This is a genomic window from Aliiroseovarius lamellibrachiae, from assembly GCF_018599245.1.
GTDB lineage: Bacteria > Pseudomonadota > Alphaproteobacteria > Rhodobacterales > Rhodobacteraceae > Aliiroseovarius > Aliiroseovarius lamellibrachiae.
In genome coordinates this window covers 110,223-135,366 of the sequence record NZ_JAHEVJ010000006.1, presented here as the reverse complement: position 1 = coordinate 135,366, position 25,144 = coordinate 110,223, and the positions used below count along the sequence as shown (strand labels likewise).

Below are 25,144 nucleotides of genomic sequence, written 5' to 3'. Positions count from 1 at the left end.
CCAAGGGTTGGATCATTTTCCAAGACAGAAGCTTGAAAAAATTTCATCCAAGATCATTTCTACATCTACGCGGCCAACCAGCGAATCCAGCGCCCTGATCGCTGTTCTCAGCTCTTCCGCTGCAAGTTCGGCGCGATCTTCGCCGAACTGTACCTCAATCAGCGCCTGATCCAAAGCATCCAAAGCGCGGGTCATTTCCTGACGGTGGCGTTCACGGGTTGCGATACCCACGGATTGAACGCGATCTTCCAAGATGCTGGTGATCTTTTCAATCAGTTGATCGACGCCAAGACCGGTTTTTCCAGACAATCGGAACCCGCCTCCGGAAGAAAGATCAGCCTTACCAATCGCCACGATATCATCAACACTTGGCGGGAACGGTGGCTGATCGTCGCTGTTTTCCAGTAAGAAAATGCGAAGATCCGCTGCATTGGCGCGATCAAGCGCGCGATCGATCCCAACGCTTTCCACATAGTCCGCCGCTTCGCGAATACCAGCAGTGTCGAGCAAGGTCACGGGCAAACCGGCTAGATCCATCCGAACTTCGATCACGTCCCGTGTGGTCCCCGCGAATTCCGAGGTGATCGCCGCATCCCGGCCAGCAAGCGCATTCAGAAGTGTCGACTTCCCGGCGTTTGGCGGGCCGACGATCGCGATTTCAAACCCATCCCGGATGCGTTCGGCAATCCGGGTTCCTTCAACCTCTTTGGTCAGTGAAGTTATCACGCCGTTCATCAAAGCGCCGACTTCGGGCGAAACATCAACGGGCACGTCTTCATCGGCAAAATCAATGGTCGCTTCTAGCAGCGCGGCGGCACGTATCAGATCCCGTCGCCAGCCTTCTGCGATCTCACCCAATGCACCGGAAAGCACCTTTAATGCCTGCTTACGCTGCGCTTCAGTTTCGGCATCCAACAGATCGGCGAGACCCTCGACTTGCGCCAAATCCATACGTTCATTTTCCAGCGCGCGGCGGGTAAACTCCCCTGGTTCTGCCATTCGCAGGTTTTCGATTTTCCCAAGCTCTGCCAATACAGCGCGCACCACCGCGGTGGAGCCATGCAACTGTAATTCGACGATCTGCTCGCCGGTAAAGCTGGCGTTATCTTCAAAGATCAACACCAGTGCTTCGTCCAGAAAGATCCCATCAAGCGTGGACAGACGTCGCAGCCCAGCTTTTCGTGGCGCAGGCAATTTGCCTGCCAACGTGGTGGCCGCCTGAAATGCTTGTGGCCCGGAAATCCGGACCACAGCCACGCCCGCTTTGCCGCGGGCAGATGCAAGTGCAAAGATCGTATCCATATCTAAGCCATTGTTTTAAAACAGAAGTTACGTATTCATCGAGTCGAAGAACTCGCCGTTTGACTTGGTCTGTTTCAGCTTTGAAATCAGGAACTCAACAGCATCTGTTGTGCCCATTGGGTTCAAAATCCGGCGCAGAACATATGTTTTCTGCAGGTCTTTTGAATCCACCAACAGCTCTTCTTTCCGGGTGCCGGATTTGAGGATGTCGATGGCCGGGAAAACGCGTTTGTCGGCCACTTTGCGGTCCAAAACAATCTCGGAGTTACCAGTCCCTTTGAATTCTTCAAAGATAACCTCGTCCATCCGCGACCCGGTGTCGATCAGCGCGGTTGAGATGATGGTCAGCGACCCACCCTCTTCGATGTTCCGTGCAGCCCCAAAGAAGCGCTTAGGACGTTGAAGCGCGTTTGCATCGACACCACCGGTCAGAACCTTACCGGACGACGGCACAGTGGTGTTAAACGCGCGGCCAAGGCGGGTGATACTGTCGAGCAGGATCACAACATCGCGTTTATGTTCAACAAGGCGCTTGGCCTTTTCAATCACCATTTCAGACACAGCAACGTGGCGCGTGGCGGGTTCATCAAAGGTGGACGACACAACTTCGCCTTTCACGGACCGCTGCATGTCTGTCACCTCTTCCGGGCGCTCGTCAATGAGCAGCACAATGAGGTAACATTCCGGGTGGTTTTGCTCGATCGAGTGGGCGATGTTTTGCAACAGCACGGTTTTACCGGTGCGTGGTGGGGCAACGATCAGCGAACGTTGGCCTTTCCCGATCGGCGCCACAAGATCAATGATCCGCGCGGAACGGTCTTTGATGGTGGGGTCTTCAATCTCCATCTTCAGACGTTCATCGGGGTAAAGTGGGGTCAGGTTGTCAAAGGCAACTTTGTGTTTGGCCTTTTCAGGATCCTCAAAGTTGATCTTTTCAACGATGGTGATCGCAAAATAGTTCTCATTGTCGCCGGGCGCCTGAATGATGCCTTCGATGGTGTCACCAGTGCGCAGCGAATGTTGGCGGATCACATCAGGCGAGACATAGATATCGTCAGGACCGGGCAGATAGTTGGCTTCGGGTGCGCGCAGAAAACCAAAGCCGTCTTGCACAACCTCCAGCACGCCTTCGCCGCCAATCACCCATTCATCATCCGCGCGTTCTTTCAAGATCGAGAACATCATCTCGCCTTTGCGCATGGTGGATGCGTTTTCAATCTCAAGCTCTTCGGCCATCGCCACAAGGTCTTTGGGGCTGTGGGCTTTCAGCTCGGACAGGTTCAGACGGTTTTCTGACATGGGTATTCCTACGCGGACAACGTGAAACGCGGTCTCATTTTAAAAAGGGAAATGCAATTGGCCGGACGGCCTGCTTTATCCGCACATAAGCTGCATTTACGTCTGAGTCAACAAACTCAGAATTTGAAGATCACGGAAAAGACGATGATAAGCATCAAAAGCGTCGGAACTTCGTTCATCATGCGATAGCGGCGTCCGGCGAGTGTATTGGTCCCGGCCGCGAATTCCTTGCGCCTTGCCCCGAGCCACATGTGAAACCATGTCATCGCAATCACCGACCCGCCTTTTAGCCAGGGCCAGATCATCGACCAATCGACAATCCCCGGTGTGGCCACCAGACACAGGCCAAAGATCCAGGTGGAAATCATCGCCGGATTCATGATCGCTTTTAGAAGGCGGCGTTCCATGGTTTGAAACAGCTGATCCGTTTCATTGCCTGATCCCACCTCTTCAACGTGATAGACAAACAAGCGCGGCAAATAGAAAATTCCGGCCATCCAAGCAATGACCGAAACGATATGGAGAGATTTGGTCAAGAAATACCAATCAGAGAGAACATCACCCATTCTAAGCCTGCCTTCTTATCTGTCCCGATCATCCTTACTTAAAATAAATATATATAAGAAGAAAAGATGATGATTATGTAGGGCCTGTGGATAATGGGGATTAATGATTTATGCCATGAGTTTTACACAAGTGGACAAATCCTTAAGCCGACAGTGGACAGTTTGTCAGATCCTCAATTTTACTGGGGCAATCCTTGGTCAGGGTCTGGGGATAACCATGTGGGGAACTTCGACAGGAAGCGCGATGATTTTTACCCCGTGGAAAACTTCTCAACAGTGGAAGAATACAGGAAACTGTCTTAATAAACGCCAATCTATCCGCAGGTTCACCGAGAGGGGCCGTTTCCCACCGAACCGAACACCGGAACAAACAGAGTTTTTCCACAGGGTTATCCTATGACCGATCAAATCATCCTCGCCTCTGGCTCTGACATCCGCGCGCAATTGTTGCGTAATGCGGGCGTTAACTTTGATGTTATTCCAGCAAGGATTGATGAAGATATGATTAAGACGTCTTTAAAGGCCGAGGGTGCGTCGTCCCGTGACCTTGCGGATGCGCTTGCAGAGTTCAAAGCGCGCAAAATCAGCGAGAAACATCGCGATGCGCTGGTGTTGGGCTGTGATCAGGTGGCAGATTTGGGCGGTGAGGTTATGTCAAAACCCCGTGACGCTGATGATGCGATTGCCCAGCTGACCACCATGTCCGGAATGACCCACCGGCTTTTTTCAGCCGCTGTCCTCTATAAAAATGGCGAACCCCTGTGGCGCCACGTTGGTATGGTGCGTCTTAAAATGCGTGAACTTAGCACGCAATATATTGCCGATTATGTGGACCGAAACTGGGACAGTATTCGCCATTCGGTCGGTGGATATAAGCTTGAAGAAGAGGGCGTGCGATTGTTTGCCAAGGTTGATGGCGATTATTTCAATGTTTTGGGTTTGCCCCTGACAGAGCTGCTGTCATATCTGATCACGCGAGGAGAGCTGGACATATGAGCGAACACCGAATTCCCCTGGCGGGCGTCATCGGCGACCCGATTGAACATTCCCTGTCGCCGCGTTTGCATGGCTATTGGCTGAAAACCATGGGCCTGCCCGGCCATTATATCCCGATGCGCGTCAGCGTGGACAATCTGGAACAGGTGATCCGCACCTTACCCAAGGCGGGGTTTGTGGGCTGTAATGTGACCATTCCCCATAAAGAGGCGGCGTTGAAAATGGCGGATCTGGTGACAGATCGTGCCGCATTGATGGGCGCGGCCAACACATTGATTTTCCGCAATGATGGTCAAATTCACGCTGATAATACAGATGGTTACGGGTTTATTGAAAACTTGCGCCAAGGCGCACCCAGCTGGGATCCAAAGGCGGGTCCGGCGGCGATTTTGGGCGCAGGTGGCGCCGCGCGTGCCATTATTGCGTCACTGCTTGAGATCGGCGTGCCAGAGATTTATCTTTCAAATCGCACCCGCACCCGTGCCGATGGGCTGCGGTCTGAATTTGGCACGCGTATCCACGTCATTGATTGGGTTCAGGCAGGAAATATGATCGACGAGGCGGTGACGGTGGTGAACACAACCTCGCTCGGGATGGTGGGTAAACCCGAACTGCGCGTGCCGCTTGATGGGCTAAAACCGGGTCAGGTGGTGACAGATTTGGTCTATACGCCGCTGCAAACCCAGTTTCTTCAGGCGGCAAATGCGGCGGGTTGCACCACGGTGGACGGGCTGGGAATGCTTTTGCATCAGGCCGCTCCCGGGTTCGAGCGTTGGTTTGGTCAGCGCCCCGTGGTGGATGATGGCTTGCGCCGTGCGGTGCTTGGTAAATGAGCGGCCCTTATATTATCGGTTTGACCGGCTCTATCGGCATGGGGAAATCCACGACCGCCAAAATGTTTCAGGCGGTCGGCGTGCCAATTTGGGATGCGGATGCTGCTGTGCATCGGATTTATGCGGCGGGCGGTGCCGCGGTTGAGCCTGTTCGTGGGATTTGCCCCGAGGCGATCATCGCGGGCGCTGTCGACCGGGACGCGTTAAAGGATTGGATGACCCGAGATCCCTCCGCGCTGGCGAAGCTTGAACAAATCGTGCATCCCCTTGTCGCCGAGGATCGCGCACGGTTTTTGGCTGAAACAGAGACTGATATCGTGCTTCTGGATATGCCGCTGCTGTTTGAGATTGGCGCCCACGAACATGTGGATCTGGTGGTTGTCGTCTCTGCCCCGGCCGAACTTCAACGGGCCCGCGTGCTTGAGCGCGGTACGATGTCAGAGGCGCAATTTGAGGCGATCTTGGCCAAGCAAGTCCCTGATTCCGAGAAACGAGCCCGCGCTGATGTGATTATCCCTACCGAAACGCTTGAGGGGGCCAAAGCCGCCGTTCAAGAAGTTTTGGACCATATTCAGGAGAAGCTGGATGCGTGAAATCGTACTTGATACGGAAACCACCGGATTCGACCCAAAAATGGGCGACCGGATTGTGGAAATTGGGTGTCTTGAGCTGATCAACCACATGCCCACGGGCCGCACCTATCACCAATACATCAATCCAGAACGTGGAATGCCGGATGAGGCGTTTGGCGTGCACGGGATTGGGCCGGATCTGTTGTCGACGCCGCGCCCTGCGGAAAAGGGCGAAGTGTTGTTGAAGGACAAGCCCGTGTTCAAAGAGGTTGGCCGCGCATTCATGGATTTCATCGGCGATGCAAAACTGGTCATCCACAATGCAGCGTTTGATATGAAGTTTTTGAACGCAGAGCTGAAATGGATGGGATATCAAGAGCTTCCGTGGGAGCGCGCCTTGGATACGCTGGCAATTGCCCGCAAGAAATTCCCAGGATCGCCTGCGTCTTTGGATGCGTTGTGCCGTCGGTTTGACATCAATAATGCCTCGCGAACATTGCACGGCGCGCTGTTGGACAGTCAGATTTTGGCGGAAGTGTATCTAGAGCTGATCGGCGGGCGGCAGCCTGATCTGGTGCTGGCGGGCGGGCCACAAGACGGCAGCTCTGATGCGGCAATTGGCGACAGTTGGCGACCGTCAGCGCGGCCCAATCCCCTGCCCTCACGGATTTCTGAGGAAGAGACCGCCGCCCATGCCGAATTTGTCGGCAAGCTGGGCGACGATGCATTGTGGAAGACGTTTTCAGACTAAGCTGAAACCCCTTTAGTTGGTGGGCGCTTGTGCAGCTTCTGCCGCTGCACGGCGTTCAATTTCAGCACGGTAAAGTGCAAGGAAATCAACGGTATCAAGGTTCAGTGGCGGGAAGCCGCCATCGCGGGTCACGTCTGATACGATGCGGCGCACGAAGGGGAACAACATGCGTGGGCATTCGATCATCAGGAACGGATGAATTTGGTCATCCGGTACGTTTTCCACTTGGAAAATACCTGCGTACTCCAGCTCCAGCAGGAACAATTGCTCGCCGCCGGATTTGTTTTTGGATCCCACGGTATATTTCGTGGTGATTTCATACTGATTGTCGATCGGGCGTTTTTTCGCATCCAGCGCCACTTCGACACTGATGTCGGGCTGTACTTCGCCTTCCACGCCTTTTTGGGCGAGGATGTTTTCGAATGACATGTCACGGATGTACTGACCCAGAACCTGCATTTTGGGCGGCAGTGGTGCGGTTTGTTCCTCGGCCATGGGGCTCTCCTTGAGAAATATGTTTGGGCAAATGCCTAACACCTTGGCGGAGGGCATACAACCGATGCGATTTGAGGGGCTTTTCTGGGCGCGCAGAACCGGGTAAATGGCTTGGATGGATACGATGATCCCCACTTGGGTTGATGGCACATTGATGCCGGTTGGCAAACTTGAAGCGCACCTGAAAGGGCTGCGTCACAAGGCGATTTCGGTATTTGTGATTTGCAACGGTGAGGTGCTGATCCAGCAGCGTGCGGGCGGAAAGTATCATACGCCGAACCTGTGGGCGAACACCTGTTGTACGCATCCGGCTTGGGGTGAGGATCCCAAAGTGTGCTCTGTCCGGCGGTTGAAAGAAGAGCTGGGGATTACCGGGCTCGAGCCAATTTGGATGGAAAACCTAGAATATCGCGCCGATGTGGGTGGCGGAATGGTCGAACATGAGGTTGTTGACCTTTTTGTGATCCATTGCGACACGCATCCCGCCTTGGCGTTGAACCCAGACGAGGTTCAGGCGGTGCGTTGGGTGAATTTGGCCCGGTTGGAAGCTGAGATTGCCAAATCCCCCGACGCGTTTACGCCTTGGTTGCGCATCTATCTGCGCGACCATAAAGCCTCAGTGTTTGGTCCAGCCTGACGGGCCTTTTTCGACCTCATGTGTGGGGCGTTTGTCTGGCGAGACATCGGTGAAATCGCCATCAATTACGTCGTCTTGCCCGTGCTGAGGGTGTCTGGGCGCCCGCCCCATATTCTGGCCGTGCATGCCGTGATCTGTCCCCTGACCCATTGAAAAACTTTGAACTTTTACGCGCGAGCGGAGGTAATTGAAAACCATCGTGCGAAATGCTGGTATCAAAAGTGCAAAGCCAACGGCATCGGTGAAAAAGCCGGGTGTCAGCAAAAGCGCGCCGGAAAACAGGATCATCGCGCCATGGGCCAAAGGCTCGGTCGGATCCTGCATTTGTCCAAAGCTATTGCGCAGTTGTGACATTGCATGCGCCCCTTGTGCGCGCATCAGTTGCGTGCCGATGACGGCTGTCAAAATGACCACCAAAAGGGTCGGCCACAGGCCAATCACGCCACCAACCTGGATGAAAAGTCCGATCTCAATCAGCGGAACGGCGATGAACAGGGCAAAGAGCCACATGATGAACCTCATTTCTTGCATTTCGCGTGGTAGACTTGTTCCCACACAATACTTACATATGTTCCCTGCAAAGGCGTTTCCAGAGCGCCCCGTAAAAGAGGTTCAAAAGAGGTTCTCATGAGTTCACCCCTGATCCAGTTATTGGTGCTGGCTGGCATCGCATTGTTCCTGATCTTGCGCTTGCGCGATGTGCTTGGCACGCGCGAAGGCTTTGAAAAACCACAAGTCGCACGACAAGAGGGCAAGCGCCCAGATCGTGAGGCATTTGAAGTGATCGAAGGTGGTCCAGACAGCGATATCACTGACCATGTCGATGAAAAAAGTGATGCTGCGCGGGCGTTGGTGGCGATGAAAGCCCAGGAACCTAGCTTTTCGGTGGGGGAATTCCTTGGCGGTGCGCGTGGTGCTTATGAAATGATCCTGATGGGGTTTGAGGCTGGCGAAATGGCCGACATCAAGCCGTTCCTGTCGGATGAGGTCTATGAAAGCTTTGCAACGGTGGTTGAAAATCGCCGCGCCCAGGGCCTGAGCGTCGAGGCGAACTTTGTTGGTCTGCGTGAGCTGAAATTGGAAGACGCGCATTATGACAGCGCCACCCAAACCGGCGAAGTCACCGTGCGTTTTGTGGGCGAACTGACGTCTGTTGTGCGCGACAAAGGCGGTGACATCATCGAAGGCAACCCCAATGAGGTGAAGCGCCAGAAAGATATCTGGACCTTTGCGCGCAAAATGGGTGCGGACAATCCAAACTGGCAATTGGTCGCTACGGGCGGATGATTTTGCGGGGGCTGGCAATCGCGCTGGCCCTTTTGGGCACGCCGTCCTATGCGGGATTGGGGGATGCACTGCCCCTGGATGCCCGCGCCCGGGTGGTGGAGTATTCAGACCTGACCGGATGGGCGGACGACAATCATGACGCCGCCCTTTCGGTTTTTATCGAAACCTGTATTGATTTGGACGACCCCCTTTGGCGGCCGCTATGTCGCGTTGCCCAGCACCAATCGTCTGGCCGCGCTTTTTTTGAGCTGTTCTTTCGTCCGGTTCTGATTGAAAACAACGCAGCCCCCCTGTTCACCGCCTATTACGAGCCGGAAATTCTGGGGTCACGGTATCAATCTGACACCTACCGCTATCCCCTATATCGTAAACCACCAGAGCTGAAATCGGGCGAGGCGTTTGTGCCCCGTCGCGCCATTGAAGAGGGCGGGATCCTGCAAGGGCGCGGGCTTGAGATTGCTTGGGTGGCGGATCCGGTCGACCTTCAGTTTCTGCAAATCCAAGGCTCCGGCCGTATTCGCCTGCCTGATGGATCCGCGCTCCGCGTGGGGTATGGCGGCAACAACGGCCATGCGTTTAAGTCGCTGGGGAATGAACTGGTGCGTCGGGGGATTTATAACCGGCACCAAGTGTCCCAACAGGTGATCCGCAATTGGGTGCAGCGTAACCCGGTTGAGGGGCAGGATCTGCTGATGTCCAACCCCTCTTATGTGTTCTTTCGCAAAGTCTCACGCGTGCCGACCCATAAGGGGCCGCTTGGGGCAATGAACCGGTCGATCACTGCGCATCGGTCGCTTGCGGTTGATCCAAAATACACCCCGCTTGGGGCCCCTGTTTGGTTGGAAAAATCCGGGGCCGACCCCTTTAATCGTCTGATGATTGCCCAAGACACCGGGTCGCGGGTAAAGGGCGCGCAGCGGGCGGATATCTTTTGGGGCACCGGGATTGAAGCGGGCAAGCGTGCGGGGAAAATCCGCGATGGTGGCCGCATGTTGGTGCTGTTCCCCATCCAGCGCGCCTATGCGCTTGAGACGGAGGATTAGGCCATGGCGCGACGTCCCCGTGGGCTTAGTGAAGATGAAAAGATGTTGTGGAAAAAGGTTGCGGACAACACCGAACGCCTGCATCCAATTCGCAAAGAAAAAGACCCTGTTACGCCTGAAACAGTGTTTCAGCCACCAAAACTACCCGAGGTAAAACAGCCCAGATTTCGCATTGGTCAAACCGCAAAACCCCGCAGCAACCTGCATGATCTTGCGCCAACAATGGCCGAACAAGTGGCCGCGCAGCATGTGGCGATGGATCGTAAAACCTTTGGCAAAATGAAAAAGGGGCGGCTGTCACCTGAGGCCCGCATTGACCTGCATGGCATGACCATGGCGCGCGCGCATCCGGTTCTGTTGCGGTTTATTCTCGATGCTGTTGCGGCAGAGCGCCGTTTGGTGCTGGTGATCACAGGGAAAGGCAAGCATCGTGATGACGGCGGCCCTATTCCGGTGCACCACGGTGTGCTGCGCCATCAGGTGCCCCATTGGTTACATATGTCGCCGCTTAAGCAACACGTCTTGCAGATCACCGAAGCGCATTTGAAACATGGTGGCCAAGGGGCCTATTACGTGTATCTGCGCCGGCTGCGGTGATTATTTCAGCGTGTTTGGAATGACCAATTGCGTTGCGTTTTGTACCACCAAAACAGTTCCGGGAAGCAAGCCGGGGCGATTGCTTGAATCCGTCCCATAGGCGCCGCCAATATCCGGAATACTGTTCAAAAGTCGCAAAAATGCAGGTGACGCAAAGGCCACATTGTGATCTTGCGCGCCGTCACTAAAGGCGGAAAGATCCACAAGGGTCACATCCAAATCAGCCAGCGGTTTGATGTCCGCCGTGTTGCCCAGCCGTTCAGATTGCCCAGTTAACCCAGCGGACAGACGAAGCGCACGGTCTTTGGTTGATGAAAAAATGTAGAAGGGTTGTGGTAGTTTTCCAATCCGCTTTGCCTGTTGGCGAAAGATATCAATATCAATGTCCGGTGACAGCAAAACGACGCCGCCAATTTTGTTGAGGGTGCGGGTTTTGCCCGCTATCGAAAGCTGGCGCAGACTTTCCATTGTCAAAAGCGCGCCCATGGAATGCCCCACAAGCAGCACGTCTTTTACCCCAGCTTGCGATACGGTTTCGATCAAAGTTTCCAGCCCGTCGCGGCCAAACAGCATGGAATCCCGGTCATAACCATAGCCCAATGGATGCCCGGCACTGGGCCAGGAATAATGCACCGGCAAGAACGGCAAATTCAGATCCTCGACCAGCTGCGCAAAGCGATACAGCCCTTCGGAAAACCGGTTGTTGAAGCCGTGCACAAAGATCACCGCGACCCGCGCATCGCCAGTGCGGTTGCGCAATTCACGCTGGATGGCGGCCTGAAACTTGGCTTTGGTTTCGTGCACCGCGAAGTCATCGACGAGAAAGTGTTTTTGCGGATCTGGGGTCTTACGGTTGGGCCAAATCACACTGCCGGGGGCGCGGTCAGGCGGGATCGACACATCGACACTGCCGAGCATCAGTTTTTCGCCGCGTTTGCCAGAGGGAAAGCCAGTTTCGTCAATATCGCGCGTTGTGCCAACAAAAATGCGCTGCACATCGCCCACCTCTCCCGCGCCGGCGTAAAAGGTCAGTTTGCCGCGCGGTGCACAGGCGGCAAGGGTTAGGATCAAGCTAATATGGATGATCAGGCGCAAACTCAGTCTCCGAAATTATGTAACGGATACCCGAGTGCGCCTGATCTGACCAGTCTGTTACAGCACGTAGCGGCTTGTGTCGGTGGATTTCACCAGCTCGCCAAGGTTTTTGTCGACGAAATTCTGATCAACGGTCACGGATTCGCCAGCGCGATCCGGGGCGCTAAAGCTCAGCTCTTCGAACACACGCTCCAGCACGGTGTAAAGCCGTCGCGCGCCAATGTTTTCCACGTCACGGTTCACGTCTGCGGCGATTTTGGCCAGCGCCTTGATCCCCTCTTCGGTGAACTCAACGGTGACCTCTTCTGTGCCCATCAAGGCGGTGTATTGCAGGGTCAGCGCGTTGTCGGTTTCGGTCAGGATGCGCACAAAATCTTCTTCGGTCAGGGCGCGAAGCTCAACCCGGATGGGTAGGCGCCCTTGCAATTCTGGCAATAAATCCGATGGCTTAGCAATGTGGAATGCGCCGGATGCGATGAAGAGGATGTGGTCGGTTTTCACCGCGCCATGTTTTGTGGAAACCGTGGTGCCCTCGATCAAGGGCAGTAGGTCGCGCTGTACACCTTCGCGGCTGACATCGCCACCGCGCGCCTCTTGTCGGGCGCAAACCTTGTCGATCTCATCCAAGAACACGATGCCGTTTTGCTCAACCGCTTCAAGCGCGGCTTTGGTCACGGTCTCATCGTCCAACAGCTTGTCAGCCTCTTCACCGAGCAGCACATCATAGCTTTCGCGCACGGTCATTTTTCGGCGCGTGGTGCGCCCGCCCATGGCTTTGCCAAACATGTCGCCAAGGTTCAGCATTCCCATGCCCTGCCCCGGTTGTCCCGGCATATCAAACATTTGCATCGGGTTGGACGTGTCGGCGACATCCAGTTCGATCACCGTGTCATCCAGCAATCCATCGCGCAGCTTTTTACGGAACATTTCGCGGGTGGCGTCGCGCGCATCGGTGCCGGCAATCGCCTCGATCACGCGTTCTTCGGCGTTCGCCTCGGCGTTGGCGCGCACGTCATCGCGCATGTGCTCACGGGTGGAGATGATCGCCGCGTCCACCAGATCGCGGATGATCTGTTCCACGTCGCGACCCACATAGCCCACTTCTGTGAATTTGGTGGCCTCCACCTTTAGAAACGGCGCGCGGGCGAGCTTTGCCAAGCGGCGCGAAATTTCGGTTTTGCCCACGCCGGTTGGCCCGATCATCAGGATGTTCTTAGGATACACCTCGTCACGCAGATCATCACCCAATTGCTTGCGTCGCCAGCGGTTGCGCAGCGCCACGGCAACCGCGCGCTTGGCGTCGCTCTGGCCAATGATAAACCGGTCAAGTTCGGATACGATTTCGCGGGGGGTTAGGTCGGTCATTTGCTGATTTCCTCAACCGTCAATTTGCCGTTGGTATAGACGCAAATGTCGGCGGCGATGGCCATCGCTTTGCGGGCAATCACTTCGGCGTCTTCTTCGCTGTCCATCAAACCGCGCGCGGCGGCAAGCGCGAAGTTGCCCCCCGATCCAATTGCGGCCACGTCATGTTCGGGTTCCAGCACGTCGCCCGCGCCGGTGATCACAAAAAGATCGGTGCCGTCGGTCACGATCAACATTGCTTCCAGCTTTTGCAGGTATTTATCTGTGCGCCAGTCTTTGGCAAGCTCAACAGAGGCGCGCGCCAATTGGCCGGGCGTCGCTTCGAGTTTGACTTCCAGCCGTTCAAGCAAGGTAAAGGCGTCCGCCGTAGATCCCGCAAACCCCGCCACAACATCAAATCCGCCGGGGGACAGCCTGCGCACCTTGCGCGCGGTGCCCTTGATCACGGTTTGGCCAAGGCTGACTTGTCCGTCACCTGCCACAACCACTTTTCCACCTTTGCGCACCCCAATGATGGTGGTGCCGTGCCAGCCGGGAAACTCGTTCTCTGCCATGTTGCCTCCGTTTGTTCGTATCCTATATGGACATGCGACGGAGAGGGGGCAAGGGTCAGACAGGTTCTTGTTCCCGGAATGCGGCGTTGATAGCGTGCGGATATGGATGATCACCGGTTACACAAAAAGCTCCTGCGGATTTATCTGAGCGACAACCGCCTTGAGCAGGTGCGTGCGGGCGGTTTTCATGTGGTGGCCCGGATCCGCGAAACGCTGGAGGCGCGCGGGTTTCGGGTGGAATTGCGCCGCAATAGTGACGAAGAGCGTTTGAAATCAGTCGCCCGCGCAGGTTACGCATTGTTCCTGATGGATGCTCCCCTGCATGACCGCGCGTTGACGCTGCGCAAAAGCTATTTTTTCCCGTTCTGGCGATTGGAGAAATCGGACAAGCGGTGGGAGTTTGACGTTGCACTGAAATCCTTTGATCCGGCTGAAATAGACCCTGATATGGCGGAAAAATGGGCAGGTCGATGGCAAGGGTATTTGTTCGGGCGGGCCAGTAAGCCGCCGCCGCAAAACCGGCCAATTTACATTGCTCTTCAGGGGCGCTTGCTGGCGCATCGCAGCTTTCAATCCATGTCCCCGATGGAGATGATCGAGGCCACAATCTCGGCTTATCCTGACATGCCCATCATCATTGGGCTGCATCCAAATGAGACCTATACAAAAGCGGAATTGGCTGCGTTAGACACAGTTTCAACCGAAAACCCGCAGCTCATAGTTCAGACCGGTGGGATGGAGGACGCGCTGCGCGCCTGTCGCTTTGTGGTCACCCAAAATTCATCCGCGGCCCTGATGGGCTATTTTTTCCACAAGCCTGCCGTGCTGTTCGGCAAGATTGATTTCCATCACATCGGGCTAAATGTTTATGATCTAGGGGTGGCTGAGGTGCTGCGTATGGCGCCTGACCACGCCCCTGCCTTTGACCAATATCTCTACTGGTTCACCATGCACAATGCGATCAAGGCAGACGCTGAGGATGTTCACGATCAAATTGCAAAACGACTAACGGAACATGGTTGGCGGCTGGAATAGAGACTATTTCAGCCATCCCCCAAGATTGCGCTTTGCCACGCCAACCAGTGCCTGGATATGCGCATCGTCGTCGTTGAGGCATGGAATATAGGTGAAGCTTTCACCGCCGGCGTGAATAAACGCTTCTTGAATTTCTTCCTGAATTTCCTCAAGCGTTTCGATGCAGTCGGCCGAGAAGGCTGGCGCAATCACGGCGATGTTCTTTTTGCCAGCTTTCGCCAGGCGCGCGACCTCTTCCACCGTGTAAGGCTTAAGCCATTCTTCCGGCCCGAACACCGATTGGAACGAGGTTTTTATCTCGGCTTCATCCCAGCCCAAACGCTCGCGCAACAGGCGCGTGCCTTTTTGGCATTGGCAATGATAGGGGTCGCCTTCGGTCAAATAGCGGATGGGCATCCCGTGGTAAGACACCACCAAAAGATCCGGGCGTTTGTCGAGCTTGGCGTATCCCTGTTCAACCGATTGTGCCAGCGCATCCACATAGGCGGGGTCGTCGAAATAGGGTTCAATGGTCCGCGCGGCCGGTTGCCATTTCTCATTCATCAAAGCGCGGAAAAATTCGTCATTTGCGGTGCCAGATGTGGCCCCTGCGTATTGTGGGTACAGCGGGAAGAACAAGACCCTATCACAGCCGTTAGAGACCATTTCAGCGACTTTTGATTTGGTTGACGGGTTGCCGTAACGCATACAGAAATCGACCATAACCTGATCGCCGTATTCTTCGGTCAACACAGCGTTCAGCTTGGCAATTTGTTGCTTGGTGATGGTCATCAACGGGCTTTCACCCTCGGCCTCGTTCCAGATCGATTTATACGCCTCGCCCGAGCTGCGCGGGCGTTTGGTCAGGATGATCGCTTGCAAGATGGGTTGCCATTTCCACGCGGGATAATCGATTACGCGTTTGTCTGACAAAAACTCGCTCAGATACCGGCGCATTGACCAATAATCATACCCGTCGGGCGTGCCGAGATTGGCAAAAAGGATGCCAACTTTGCGGGGTTTGACCTGTGGGTGATCTGTGGGTTTTTCCATGATCATAATCGGCTCCTGCGCGCTGTGTTATCCATTCAGATAGCGGCTTTTGGGGGTGGGTCAATGGCGGCGTGTTCAATCGGGCAGTTTTGTCTCATCCGTGCCCAACGCATCCGCCAGACGTGCGGCGGCGGATCCTGGGCGAAGCGGTTGGGGCTGGCTTGCGTCTGGCGCCCATCCGGTCAGGATAATCAGTTCAAAATTCGCCGAAATACGGCCTTCGTCTGTGGTGAAATGCTGCTCATAACGGGTGCTTGCCGCGTCAAAAAACCGCCGTGGCATGGGGCGGGTGTTTCGGCTTGCCAAAGCATTACGTTCGCCCATTCCTCGCAGGTCACTTAACAGCGCATAAAGATCCGCATAGGTCACATCGCGCGTCAGACTGTCGGCAACGGGCAAGGCAAATCCGGCACGTTGCAACAGCGCGCCTAGGTCGCGGATTTCGCCCATGGGGGCCACGCGGGGGGACAGCCCGCCGAACATCTCGGTTTCTATCTCGGCCAGCACCGCGCGCAGTTCGGACAGGGTTTGCCCACCGAAGCAAACACCCAGCATCAGCCCATCGGGCTTCAAGGCATGTCGTGCTTGGATCAGCTGGCCAATCGGGTCATTTGCCCAATGCAGGGACATGGCGTGAATCACGAGGTCATGTGCGCCGGGATCCAGATCCAGCACGTCCTGATCGGGCACAATTTTGGTATTTGGCAAGATTTCTGCCCAAATTTCCGGAAAACCTGTGATGACAGCGGGATTGGTAAACCCTCTGTTAACCATCATGAGGCGATCCTTAATCTCATCAACGGCCAGTTCTTGCAGGAACATGCCATCTTTTGTCGCCCGCGCGCGGTTTTGCGCAAGGCGGTCAAGATCGGTCAGCTTCGGCGGGCTCTGGTTTGGTTGGGTCAGGTTTGGTGGGGTCTGGGGCATATCTGTCATGGGCGCGGACCATAAGAGGAGCCACGGGAAATGCAAACAGCGCTTAGCCTACTTTATCCACCGCAATGCGTCAGCTGTGGCGATCTTGTCGAAACCGACTTTGGCCTGTGCGGTGCGTGCTGGCGTCATACGCCGTTTATCGAGGGGTTGGTTTGCGATCTTTGCGGTTGTCCTTTGCCCGGCGAAGGGGACGGCGACGTGGTGCAGTGCGACGATTGCATGCAGACAGAACGCCCTTGGTCCCATGGTCGGTCCGCTTTGATATACGAGGCAAACGCGCGGCGCATTGTTTTGTCGCTGAAGCATGGCGACCGAACAGACCTTGCGCGGCCCGCGGCCGGGTGGATGGCGCGTGCGGTTAAACCGATTTTGCAAGAAGATGCCGTGTTTGTGCCGATCCCGTCCCATTGGACCCGACTTTTTCAACGCCGATATAATCAGGCGGCAGAATTGGCCAAGGCGCTGTCCGGACGGCTGGGGATGGACTATATGCCCGACGCGTTGATCCGCCCAAGACGTACGCAAGTTCACGACGGGCTGTCGTCGGATGATCGGTTTGCCAATATGCAAGACGCCATTCGCCCCCACCCCAAACGCGGGGCGCGTATTGCTGGTCGCGATATTGTGTTGGTGGATGATGTGATGACGTCTGGTGCCACTTTTACAGCCGCTGCACTGGCCTGTCATGCGTCTGGCGCGCGATCCGTCTGTGTCTTGTCGCTTGCGCGTGTTGTGAAAGGGCGGTGAAATCCTATATATCCTTGGCAACAAAGCTGAGGGATACCCATGAAAACGGTCACCATTTATACAAGCGCAATGTGCGGATTTTGCCATGCAGCCAAGCGTCTTTTAACCCAAAAAGACATCGCCTTTGACGAGATTGACGTGGGCTTTAGCCCTGACAAACGCCAGGAAATGATGGCGCGCGCGCATGGTCGCCACACGGTGCCGCAGATTTTCGTGGGTGATACCCATGTCGGCGGATGCGATGATCTTTTTGATCTGGAGCGGTCAGGCAAGCTTGATCCCCTTTTGGCAGGGGCCGCGTAATGCGCGTTGGGCTGATCCAAATGACGTCGGGCGAGGATGCGGACGCAAACCTTGCCACCACGCTTGCCGGCCTGCGCGAGGCGGCGGCTGGCGGGGCGACATTTGTGTTGACGCCCGAGGTGACAAATATCTTGTCCTCAAGCCGCAAAACCCAAGAAGCGGCGATTTCGCATGAGGAAGAGTGTGATTTTTTATCCACGATCCAAAAAGAGGCCAAGGCGCTGGGCATCTGGGTTCTTTTGGGATCACTTGCGGTGAAAACACATGACCCGGACGGGCGTTTCGCCAATCGGTCGTTTCTGATGTCCCCCGCGGGGGATATCACCGCGCGCTACGACAAAATCCACATGTTTGATGTGGAAATTGATGCGCAGGAATCCTATCGCGAAAGCGCGCATTATCGCCCGGGCACCCGCGCGGTTGTCGCGCGCACAGATTTTGCCCAGATCGGCATGACAATCTGCTATGACGTGCGCTTTCCTCATTTGCACCGCGCTTTGGCACAGGCGGGGGCGAAAATCATCACGGTGCCTGCGGCGTTTTCGCCTGTCACGGGTGCGGCGCATTGGGAAAGTCTTTTGCGCGCGCGGGCCATTGAAACGGGCTGTTTTGTGCTGGCACCTGCGCAAACCGGGCAAAATGCCCCCGGTCGATCCACCCACGGCCACTCGCTTGTCATCGCGCCCTGGGGCGAGATTTTGGCGGATGCTGGAAAAAAACCCGGCGTAACACTGGCCGATCTGGACCTTGATGCGGTAAAGCAAGCGAGAGGGCGCGTGCCTTCGTTGACCCACGACCGTAATTTTGAAGGACCATGATGGCGGATAGTTCCAACGATAACCTGTCCGTCGCGCTGTTCAGCGAGATGTTCATGGCCGACCAACTGGCGCGAAATCGTCTGTCAAAAGCGTTGCCAAAAGGCATGGAGCTAAGCCATTTTTCGGTACTCAACCATCTTGCGCGCGCTGGTGAGGAAAAAAGCCCGGCGCAATTGGCCAAGGCTTTTCACGTAACGCGTGGCGCGATGACCAACACGCTGAACAAGCTCGAGTGGGCGGGTCATATCCATATTCGCCCCGATTGGGATGATGCGCGGCGCAAATTTGTGACCATTTCACCAGCCGGCAAGCGCGCCCGCGATGCGGCGTTGCAATCCATCACGCCAATCATTGGCAATATGGTTACCAAAATCGGTACGGATAAGATCAAACAAGCGCTGCCTGTGTTGCGCGAAATGCGTCAACTGTTAAGCGGGTTGGAATGAAGGCGCTGGAGTTTGCCAGTGATTTGATGGTCTTAACGGGCCAGACCGAGGTGACGCACCACCCTGACCGCACGGTACAAATCAGCCCGGATGAGCCCAATTTTTGGTTCGGAAACCGGGTGATTTTTCAGGCCCAACCAACCGACGCTCAGGCGTTGATTGCGCAATTTCATCAAGACGTTCCTGAAGCGGACCATATTTGCGTGACGTGGGATATCCCCAATTTGAACCTTGCGCCGGTTGAACACTTGTTTGCGGGCACGGGGCTAAAGGTGGAACAGGGCGATACGCTGACCTTGTCGGGGGCGCTTTGCCGGACCGCGCCACCCGAAGGGATTGAGATCCGCCCGCTGATGACGCCCGAGGATTGGCGCCAGTCTGAGGATATTTGTTTTGCCGAGCAAATCCGTGACGGCCTGCCGGAAAAGGGAATGCGCAGTTTTCTCGAGAACCGCACCCGCGCGCGCCAAGAGCAGATTGCCAAAGGTTTGGGGCAGTGGTTCGGTGCGTTTTCAGGCGATCAATTGGCGGGGGATATGGGGATTTTCCATGATGCCCGCGTGATCCGCTATCAATCGGTACAAACCCATGATGATTTTCGCAGGCGCGGTGTGTGTTCGTCGTTGCTCTGTGCCAGCCTGGATTGGGCCCGCAAACGTGCGCCGGACGCGATCCCGGTGATTGTTGCGATTGCCGACAGTGATGCGGGACGGCTTTATCGTCGGGCCGGGTTTGAGTTGGCGGAAACCACCATCAGCGCCTATCGCCCGCCGCTTGATTAGTCTTTACCCGCTGCGCGGCGCATGCGTCGGATTGAGCGGTTCATGATCAGCTGACGTTCTGAAATGGTTTCATCCAGGCTCAGCCGTTTGCGTTCAATCCGTTCCTCAAGCACCCGAAGGCGATGAACCTCGTCGTCGTTCACATAATCCCGCCACGCGGCATGGGCGTCATTGGGGGGATCATTGGGTGGAAAAGGAGGGTTCTTCATCCCAAAATGGTCCTTCATGTGTAGCGGATGGTACTGTACGTGAGGTGCGGATTAATGCGCGGGCTTTACGCTGGCGGTCACGTAATTCACCGACAGGTCACGATCAGAGATGGACCATTTCCAAGTGACAGGGTTGAACACAAACCCCTTGCGGTCCACGACGCGCAGCAGGCTTTCGGCGATCAAATCCTCCAGCTCATCAGGCGTGATGAATTTCGACCATTCATGTGTGCCTTTGGGCAGCCAGCGCATCACATGTTCCGCGCCAACAATCGCCACCATAAAGCTTTTTGGATTGCGGTTGATGGTCGAACACAACAAGAGCCCGCCGGGTTTCAAAAGCTGCTGACAGGATGTGAGAAAGGCAAGCGGGTCGGCGACATGTTCGACCACCTCCATGTTCAAAACCACATCGAATCGCTCGCCCGAGGCCTCAATCGCTTCGGCCGTTGTGTGGCGATAATCAATGGTCAGCCCCATTTCATCGGCGTGGGTTTGTGCGACGGGAATGTTGCGTTCGGTGGCGTCCGCGCCAACAACCTCGGCCCCTAAACGCGCCATCGGTTCGGACAAAAGCCCGCCGCCACAGCCGATATCGAGCATCTTTAGCCCCGCAAAAGGCGCCTCATCCGTCAAATCCCGGCCAAATTCTGCTGCGATCTGGCTGGTGATGTAATCCAAGCGCACCGGGTTCATCATATGCAGCGGCTTAAACTTGCCGGTCGGATCCCACCATTCCGCCGCCATAGCAGCAAATTTCTCAACTTCGGACGGGTCAACAGAGCTTTGGGTCATCTCGCGTCTTTCTGATAGCAGGGGCTTCACAGTCATTATATAGTATCCCCATGGACAAGGCCGCAGGAAAAAACAGCGCAGCCGGAGGGCTGTACCCCCCGATCGAACCTTACGATCGGCATATGCTGGATGTGGGCGACGGCCACAAGATCTATGTTGAGCAATGTGGCAACCCCGATGGGATGCCAGTTGTGATTTTTCATGGCGGTCCCGGTGGCGGATGTTCGCCGCAAATGCGCCGGTTTTTTGACCCCAACACCTATCGCATCATCCTGTTTGATCAGCGCGGGTGTGGACGATCGCGCCCACATGCCGCGATCGAGGACAACACCACCTGGCATCTGGTGTCGGACATTGAACATATCCGTCTTACGCTTGGGATTGACCGTTGGATTGTATTCGGCGGCAGTTGGGGGGCCACCCTTGGGCTGATTTACGCGCAATCCCATCCGGGCCGCGTCGCGTGGCTGGTGCTGCGCGGGGTGTTTTTGGCGACAAAATCCGAGTTGGATTGGTTTTACGGCGGTGGAGCTGGTCGGTTCTGGCCCGAACTGTGGGAGGAGTTTTCGTCCCTCGTGCCCGAGGATGAACACCACGATATGATCAGCGCCTACAATAAGCGGCTGTTTTCCGGCACCTACCGCGAAGAGGTTCGGTTTGCCAAAGCGTGGGCCGGGTGGGAAAATGCCCTCGCTTCGATCCAAAATCGTGGCCATATGATTGATGCACCAGCAGAATATGCGCGCGCCTTTGCTCGGCTCGAGAACCATTATTTCGTGAACAATGCGTGGTTGGACGAAGGGCAGCTTTTGCGCGATATGCCCAAGATTGCCCATATTCCAGGTACGATTGTCCAGGGGCGCCATGATATGATTTGCCCCCCGCAGGCGGCGTATAAGTTACATAAGCGCTGGCCCAGCTCGACCCTGCGGATGGTGCATTTCGCAGGTCACGCCCTGTCAGAACGTGGTGTCACCGAAGAGCTGACACATACGATGGACAAACTGGCCCGCCAACGCTCGACACTCGGCCTGTAACGGCGGGTATCTGCCAGTGTGGGTTTTCTTGCGTATAAAACTGTCGTAAAGGCGTAACCAATCATCATTGTATCCCAGTCTGCAAGGCCGATGTGTTTTGGGCTGGAGGCAAGAAAAGGCATATGTCATGACCGACCCATCGCAAGGGCAAACCAACCCGACCGAGATCGCGCACATCAGCGCGCTTGATTTCGCTTTTGTCATTCCGATGAAAAACGAAGAAGAGGTCGCAGCTGGCTTTTTGCGCGAGTGTCGCGATGCGATGGCGAAATATGGTGCGTCAAAAATTTATGTCACCGATGATGGGTCAGATGACGGGACGCTGGCGTTGCTGAAATCGCTGCAGGGTGAAATTCCCGGCTTGCATATCATCTGCCACCCACATTCCGCGGGACAATCGGCGGCCGTGAACAGTGCGGTGCGTGTGGCCGATGCTGACATTATCGTCACGTTGGACGGGGATGGACAGAACCCCCCTGACCAAATCGGTGCGTTGTTGGCGCCCTTTGTGGGGGCGGGTTCGGATCTGGTTTTGGTGGCCGGACAGCGCGCAAAGCGCAATGACACATTGGCCAAGCGCTGGGCGTCGAAATTCGCCAATAAGCTGCGTGGCGCGTTGTTAAAGGATGGCACGCGCGACAGTGGGTGTGGGCTAAAGGCATTCCGCCGCACGGCTTATCTAGAGCTTCCGTATTTCGATCATATGCACCGCTATCTGCCCGCATTGTTTCTGCGAGAGGGCTGGAAAATTGCCCATGCCGATGTGGCGCATAAGCACCGCGAAGGGGGTGTTTCGAAATATAACAACCTGAACCGCGCCATTGTGGGCGTGTCCGATCTCTTGTCAGTCGCATGGCTGATCCGCCGTCGCAAAAAGGTGGCCCGTGATCAGATCACAGTGATCGCCCCGGACAGTCCCGCCGCCGGTTCAAAAGGATAATCTGATGCAAGAAGCGATCTTCAACTTTTTATCCATTGATGACTGGACCGAATTTTGGTGGGTCACGCTTGGGTTGACCGCCCAGCTTTCGTTTTCCGCGCGCTTTATTGTTCAGTGGATTGCGTCAGAACGCGCTGGCCGGTCGTACGTGCCAGTGGCGTTTTGGTGGATTTCCATTGTTGGCGGCTTGCTGCTGTTTTCCTATGCGATTTACCGTCAGGATGTGGTGTTTATCGTTGGGCAGTCTTTTGGCTTGATCGTCTATATTCGCAATCTTGTGCTGATTCACAAAGAGCAAAAAACTCCGCTGGATGAGGGCGCCCCATGATCCAGAACCGCCCGGTCCTTTTGGCCGCAGCGCTGTTTTCACTGTTGGTGTGTTTTGGCATCTGGCTGCGCCCGTTGTTTCCCATCGACGAGACGCGATATATCTCAGTCGCATGGGAGATGTATCAGTCGGGTGATTATTTTGTACCGACCAAAAACGGGGCTGTTTATTCGCATAAGCCGCCGTTGCTGTTTTGGCTGATCAGCATGGTCTGGTCCGTGTTCGGGGTCAGTGAATTTGCCGCCCGGCTTGTGGCACCCGCCTTTTCGGTCCTTAATATCTATCTGACCTATCGGTTGGGCCGCGTGCTGTTCCCGGATGCGCCGCAAATTGCGCGGAATGGCGCGGTTCTGCTGTGCTCGTTGGTGGCCTATACAATCTACACCAGCCTCACCATGTTTGACGCAATGCTGACCACGGCAACCTTGCTGGGCCTTATGGGGATCTGGCATGGGATCAGGGATGGCGCGCTGCGGGGCTGGTTGCTTTTTGGCGCAGCCCTTGGGCTTGGGGTTTTGACCAAAGGCCCGGTGATTTTCCTGCATATTCTGCCGGCGCTGATCGCGTACAAACTGTGGGCGCAAGGCCCAAAACCCCAAGGCGCGCTGCGGTTTCGGGGCATCGCGCTGGGTGTTGCGATCGGTCTGGGTATCGTTCTTTTGTGGCTTTTGCCCGCGATCCTGTTGGGTGGCGAGGTTTACCGGAACGAGATCTTGTGGAAGCAATCTGCCGGTCGGGTCGCCAATGTCTTTGATCACGCCCGCCCGCCTTGGTTTTTCCTGATGCTCCTACCCGTTTATCTGTTTCCATGGGTTCTGAACCTGAATGTCTGGCACGGCCTTGGCCGCGTTTTACGGCGGGCAGAAATTCGGTTTTTGCTGATTTCCACGATCTCTGCTTTTGTGCTTTTCAGCTTGGTGGGCAGCAAACAGGCGCATTATCTTGTGCCGGAGATGCCCCTTGTTGCGTTGATCGTCGCGGCCGCGCTGGCGCAGGTGACATGGCGTCGCGCCTTGGATGTGACGCTGCCCTTGATGGCGCTTATCTGTGCGGTGGTTGCGGGGTCGATCCTGATTGCGCCCAACAGTTTGATCCCGGTGTCTGATTTGCCCGGCACGCCTTTTGCGGTCGCAATGGTGTTGTTGGGTTTGGCGTTGGCGGCGGTCTTTGCGTGGTGGCAAGCGTCGGTGCTCTGCACCACGATCTGGTCGCTTTTGTTGGTGGCTGCCGCCAATCTTGGCGTGGCCAATTCGCCCCTTTTGCCGCGGTATCAGCTTGATGGGTTCATTGCAGCATTTGAGGGGCGTGACGGGCAGGACATCGCCTATTTTGGCCACCCTTATCACGCCGAGTTTAACTTTCTCGCGCGTCTTGAGACACCGATTTACCTTCCGCTGGATCAGGCGGATTTAACGCGCTGGGCGGCCGAGCATCCGGGCGGCGTTGTTGTGGCCTGCGAGGGCTGTCTGGCCCAGGATGCAGCACCACAGAAAGTAATCCAATATCGCTCGGATCGGTTCGGAGTGTGGGCGGCGGATGCGCTTAAGTAACGCGGTTTTGCGCAAACCCCATGTGCCACGATTACCCATGCCCCCACATCCCACCCCCCGCGCCCCTTGCGTAAAAGCCCCCTTCCCCGCAGACTGATCAGACCGCCAATCTGTATCGGGAGGAACAACGATGAATGATCAGCCAAAAATCGAAGCGCGTGAAAATGGTCCTTTGGTCGGCAAGGATGTCAGCGAAATGACCGGTGAAGATGGCGCCGCCATTGAATGTAAACCGGTCATGGGGTTGTGCCGATGTGGGCAGTCGAAATCCAAACCGTTTTGTGACGGCAGCCATGCGGACGCCGGGTTTGACAGTGCGCCGGGCAAGCCAGCAGGCCGTGATCGGTTGATCGAATACACCGGGACCGAGGCGACTGTATTTTATAACCCGATGCTCTGCTCGCACGCCGCAGAATGTGGACGCATCGCCAAGAACATCTTTAACCCCGCCGAAAAGCCGTGGGTGCAGCCGGACAATGGCACGATGGATGAGCTGCGCGCGGTGGTGGCGGCCTGCCCCTCTGGTGCGTTGAGTTTGAAAGGTGCAGACGGGATGCCCGCGCATCTGACCGGCGATGTGCCGAAAATCACCGTTGAGAAAAACGGACCGCTTTGGGTGGAAAACATCGTGCCGCCCGCTGAGCCAACAGGTCAGGGGCAAACGGCCGAGAAATACGTGCTCTGCCGCTGTGGTCTGTCGGGCAATAAACCCTTTTGCGACGGCACGCACAGTGATCAGGGGTGGAAAAGCGAGGAGTGATTGGGGCTTTCGCATGCGATTGGAGCTTGGTAAT

The 25,144-nt window shown here is 55.8% G+C and carries 31 protein-coding genes; 19 read left to right on the top strand and 12 right to left on the bottom strand.

Annotation, left to right across the window (positions count from 1 at the left end):
* Positions 1 to 12 precede the first annotated feature (12 nt).
* The 3 genes from mnmE to KKW20_RS11845 all read right to left on the bottom strand — a co-directional run bounded on the left by mnmE (position 13) and on the right by KKW20_RS11845 (position 3,167).
* Positions 13 to 1,302: a tRNA uridine-5-carboxymethylaminomethyl(34) synthesis GTPase MnmE gene (mnmE, locus tag KKW20_RS11855; RefSeq protein WP_214568103.1), complete on the bottom strand. Its 1,290-nt coding sequence runs from the start codon at positions 1,300 to 1,302 to the stop codon at positions 13 to 15.
* A gap of 27 nt (positions 1,303 to 1,329) precedes the next feature.
* Positions 1,330 to 2,601: a transcription termination factor Rho gene (gene rho, locus KKW20_RS11850; protein WP_214568102.1), complete on the bottom strand. Its 1,272-nt coding sequence runs from the start codon at positions 2,599 to 2,601 to the stop codon at positions 1,330 to 1,332.
* A 116-nt stretch (positions 2,602 to 2,717) separates the two neighbouring features.
* A complete protein-coding gene (locus KKW20_RS11845) occupies positions 2,718 to 3,167 on the bottom strand; it encodes a CopD family protein (protein WP_214568101.1) in 450 nt (149 codons plus the stop codon).
* Positions 3,168 to 3,563: 396 nt separating this feature from the next.
* Between KKW20_RS11845 and KKW20_RS11840 the strand changes: the two genes are divergently transcribed.
* The 4 genes from KKW20_RS11840 to dnaQ are packed head-to-tail and all read left to right on the top strand — an operon-like array spanning position 3,564 to position 6,319.
* Positions 3,564 to 4,163: a Maf family protein gene (locus tag KKW20_RS11840; RefSeq protein ID WP_214568100.1), complete on the top strand. Its 600-nt coding sequence runs from the start codon at positions 3,564 to 3,566 to the stop codon at positions 4,161 to 4,163.
* Positions 4,160 to 4,996, top strand: a complete 837-nt coding sequence (locus KKW20_RS11835) for a shikimate dehydrogenase (RefSeq protein ID WP_214568099.1) — start codon at positions 4,160 to 4,162, stop codon at positions 4,994 to 4,996. The genes KKW20_RS11840 and KKW20_RS11835 overlap by 4 nt, the downstream gene beginning before the upstream one ends.
* Positions 4,993 to 5,589, top strand: a complete 597-nt coding sequence (coaE, locus tag KKW20_RS11830) for a dephospho-CoA kinase (RefSeq protein ID WP_214568098.1) — start codon at positions 4,993 to 4,995, stop codon at positions 5,587 to 5,589. Before KKW20_RS11835 ends, coaE begins: the two co-directional genes overlap by 4 nt.
* Positions 5,582 to 6,319, top strand: coding sequence for a DNA polymerase III subunit epsilon (gene dnaQ, locus KKW20_RS11825; RefSeq protein WP_214568097.1), 738 nt, complete (start codon positions 5,582 to 5,584; stop codon positions 6,317 to 6,319). The genes coaE and dnaQ overlap by 8 nt, the downstream gene beginning before the upstream one ends.
* Positions 6,320 to 6,331: 12 nt before the next feature.
* Here dnaQ and secB read toward each other — a convergent pair whose 3' ends face one another.
* The gene (gene secB, locus KKW20_RS11820; protein WP_214568096.1) at positions 6,332 to 6,814 is read right to left on the bottom strand and encodes a protein-export chaperone SecB; all 483 of its coding nucleotides are present in this window, start codon (positions 6,812 to 6,814) and stop codon (positions 6,332 to 6,334) included.
* 115 nt (positions 6,815 to 6,929) lie between these two features.
* Between secB and idi the strand changes: the two genes are divergently transcribed.
* Positions 6,930 to 7,451, top strand: coding sequence for an isopentenyl-diphosphate delta-isomerase (gene idi / locus KKW20_RS11815; protein WP_214568242.1), 522 nt, complete (start codon positions 6,930 to 6,932; stop codon positions 7,449 to 7,451).
* On the opposite strand, the gene KKW20_RS11810 is transcribed toward idi, so the two are convergent.
* A complete protein-coding gene (locus KKW20_RS11810; protein ID WP_214568095.1) occupies positions 7,431 to 7,961 on the bottom strand; it encodes an FxsA family protein in 531 nt (176 codons plus the stop codon). The genes idi and KKW20_RS11810 overlap by 21 nt on opposite strands.
* A gap of 117 nt (positions 7,962 to 8,078) precedes the next feature.
* Here KKW20_RS11810 and KKW20_RS11805 point away from each other — a divergent pair, with 117 nt between their 5' ends.
* Genes KKW20_RS11805 through KKW20_RS11795 form a run of 3 tightly spaced genes read left to right on the top strand, consistent with a single transcriptional unit; the run spans position 8,079 to position 10,378 of the window.
* A complete protein-coding gene (locus KKW20_RS11805; protein ID WP_214568094.1) occupies positions 8,079 to 8,738 on the top strand; it encodes a Tim44/TimA family putative adaptor protein in 660 nt (219 codons plus the stop codon).
* Positions 8,735 to 9,781, top strand: coding sequence for a murein transglycosylase A (gene mltA, locus KKW20_RS11800; RefSeq protein ID WP_214568093.1), 1,047 nt, complete (start codon positions 8,735 to 8,737; stop codon positions 9,779 to 9,781). The genes KKW20_RS11805 and mltA overlap by 4 nt, the downstream gene beginning before the upstream one ends.
* 3 nt (positions 9,782 to 9,784) lie before the next feature.
* Positions 9,785 to 10,378, top strand: a complete 594-nt coding sequence (locus KKW20_RS11795; RefSeq protein WP_214568092.1) for a Smr/MutS family protein — start codon at positions 9,785 to 9,787, stop codon at positions 10,376 to 10,378.
* On the opposite strand, the gene KKW20_RS11790 is transcribed toward KKW20_RS11795, so the two are convergent.
* The 3 genes from KKW20_RS11790 to hslV are packed head-to-tail and all read right to left on the bottom strand — an operon-like array spanning position 10,379 to position 13,392.
* Positions 10,379 to 11,473 carry an alpha/beta hydrolase gene (locus KKW20_RS11790; protein ID WP_214568091.1) on the bottom strand — a complete coding sequence of 365 codons (1,095 nt, stop codon included), beginning with the start codon at positions 11,471 to 11,473 and terminating at the stop codon, positions 10,379 to 10,381.
* Positions 11,474 to 11,530: 57 nt separating this feature from the next.
* Positions 11,531 to 12,838 carry an ATP-dependent protease ATPase subunit HslU gene (gene hslU / locus KKW20_RS11785; RefSeq protein WP_214568090.1) on the bottom strand — a complete coding sequence of 436 codons (1,308 nt, stop codon included), beginning with the start codon at positions 12,836 to 12,838 and terminating at the stop codon, positions 11,531 to 11,533.
* The gene (hslV, locus tag KKW20_RS11780; RefSeq protein ID WP_214568089.1) at positions 12,835 to 13,392 is read right to left on the bottom strand and encodes an ATP-dependent protease subunit HslV; all 558 of its coding nucleotides are present in this window, start codon (positions 13,390 to 13,392) and stop codon (positions 12,835 to 12,837) included. The genes hslU and hslV overlap by 4 nt, the downstream gene beginning before the upstream one ends.
* 102 nt (positions 13,393 to 13,494) lie before the next feature.
* On the opposite strand from hslV, the gene KKW20_RS11775 reads away from it, so the two are divergent.
* Positions 13,495 to 14,427: a glycosyltransferase family protein gene (locus KKW20_RS11775; protein ID WP_214568088.1), complete on the top strand. Its 933-nt coding sequence runs from the start codon at positions 13,495 to 13,497 to the stop codon at positions 14,425 to 14,427.
* A gap of 3 nt (positions 14,428 to 14,430) precedes the next feature.
* Here the strand turns inward: KKW20_RS11775 and hemH are convergent, their stop codons facing one another.
* Both hemH and KKW20_RS11765 read right to left on the bottom strand, forming a co-directional pair.
* A complete protein-coding gene (gene hemH / locus KKW20_RS11770; RefSeq protein WP_214568087.1) occupies positions 14,431 to 15,465 on the bottom strand; it encodes a ferrochelatase in 1,035 nt (344 codons plus the stop codon).
* A gap of 69 nt (positions 15,466 to 15,534) precedes the next feature.
* Positions 15,535 to 16,395 (bottom strand): methyltransferase domain-containing protein, encoded by an 861-nt coding sequence (locus tag KKW20_RS11765; protein WP_246534581.1) that lies wholly within the window; start codon positions 16,393 to 16,395, stop codon positions 15,535 to 15,537.
* A 30-nt stretch (positions 16,396 to 16,425) separates the two neighbouring features.
* On the opposite strand from KKW20_RS11765, the gene KKW20_RS11760 reads away from it, so the two are divergent.
* The 5 genes from KKW20_RS11760 to KKW20_RS11740 are packed head-to-tail and all read left to right on the top strand — an operon-like array spanning position 16,426 to position 19,491.
* Positions 16,426 to 17,142: a ComF family protein gene (locus KKW20_RS11760; RefSeq protein WP_214568086.1), complete on the top strand. Its 717-nt coding sequence runs from the start codon at positions 16,426 to 16,428 to the stop codon at positions 17,140 to 17,142.
* 39 nt (positions 17,143 to 17,181) lie between these two features.
* The gene (gene grxC, locus KKW20_RS11755; protein WP_214568085.1) at positions 17,182 to 17,445 is read left to right on the top strand and encodes a glutaredoxin 3; all 264 of its coding nucleotides are present in this window, start codon (positions 17,182 to 17,184) and stop codon (positions 17,443 to 17,445) included.
* Entirely contained in the window at positions 17,445 to 18,263 is an 819-nt protein-coding gene (locus KKW20_RS11750; protein ID WP_214568084.1) for a carbon-nitrogen hydrolase family protein, read from the top strand. The genes grxC and KKW20_RS11750 overlap by 1 nt, the downstream gene beginning before the upstream one ends.
* Positions 18,260 to 18,709: a MarR family winged helix-turn-helix transcriptional regulator gene (locus KKW20_RS11745; RefSeq protein ID WP_425514271.1), complete on the top strand. Its 450-nt coding sequence runs from the start codon at positions 18,260 to 18,262 to the stop codon at positions 18,707 to 18,709. Before KKW20_RS11750 ends, KKW20_RS11745 begins: the two co-directional genes overlap by 4 nt.
* Positions 18,706 to 19,491, top strand: a complete 786-nt coding sequence (locus KKW20_RS11740; protein ID WP_214568082.1) for a GNAT family N-acetyltransferase — start codon at positions 18,706 to 18,708, stop codon at positions 19,489 to 19,491. The genes KKW20_RS11745 and KKW20_RS11740 overlap by 4 nt, the downstream gene beginning before the upstream one ends.
* On the opposite strand, the gene KKW20_RS11735 is transcribed toward KKW20_RS11740, so the two are convergent.
* Both KKW20_RS11735 and ubiG read right to left on the bottom strand, forming a co-directional pair.
* Positions 19,488 to 19,700: a hypothetical protein gene (locus KKW20_RS11735; protein ID WP_214568081.1), complete on the bottom strand. Its 213-nt coding sequence runs from the start codon at positions 19,698 to 19,700 to the stop codon at positions 19,488 to 19,490. The genes KKW20_RS11740 and KKW20_RS11735 overlap by 4 nt on opposite strands.
* A 51-nt stretch (positions 19,701 to 19,751) precedes the next feature.
* Positions 19,752 to 20,495: a bifunctional 2-polyprenyl-6-hydroxyphenol methylase/3-demethylubiquinol 3-O-methyltransferase UbiG gene (ubiG, locus tag KKW20_RS11730; protein ID WP_214568080.1), complete on the bottom strand. Its 744-nt coding sequence runs from the start codon at positions 20,493 to 20,495 to the stop codon at positions 19,752 to 19,754.
* Positions 20,496 to 20,545: 50 nt separating this feature from the next.
* On the opposite strand from ubiG, the gene pip reads away from it, so the two are divergent.
* The 5 genes from pip (at position 20,546) to KKW20_RS11705 (ending at position 25,110) form a co-directional block, all read left to right on the top strand.
* A complete protein-coding gene (gene pip, locus KKW20_RS11725; protein ID WP_214568079.1) occupies positions 20,546 to 21,532 on the top strand; it encodes a prolyl aminopeptidase in 987 nt (328 codons plus the stop codon).
* A 127-nt stretch (positions 21,533 to 21,659) separates the two neighbouring features.
* A complete protein-coding gene (locus tag KKW20_RS11720; RefSeq protein WP_214568078.1) occupies positions 21,660 to 22,472 on the top strand; it encodes a glycosyltransferase family 2 protein in 813 nt (270 codons plus the stop codon).
* Between the two features lie 4 nt (positions 22,473 to 22,476).
* Complete coding sequence (locus KKW20_RS11715) at positions 22,477 to 22,800, top strand: lipid-A-disaccharide synthase N-terminal domain-containing protein (RefSeq protein WP_214568077.1); 324 nt, start codon at positions 22,477 to 22,479, stop codon at positions 22,798 to 22,800.
* The gene (locus KKW20_RS11710) at positions 22,797 to 24,350 is read left to right on the top strand and encodes an ArnT family glycosyltransferase (protein ID WP_214568076.1); all 1,554 of its coding nucleotides are present in this window, start codon (positions 22,797 to 22,799) and stop codon (positions 24,348 to 24,350) included. The genes KKW20_RS11715 and KKW20_RS11710 overlap by 4 nt, the downstream gene beginning before the upstream one ends.
* 130 nt (positions 24,351 to 24,480) lie before the next feature.
* On the top strand, positions 24,481 to 25,110 hold the full coding sequence (locus tag KKW20_RS11705) for a CDGSH iron-sulfur domain-containing protein (protein WP_214568075.1): 630 nt from the start codon (positions 24,481 to 24,483) through the stop codon (positions 25,108 to 25,110).
* Positions 25,111 to 25,144: the final 34 nt, after the last annotated feature.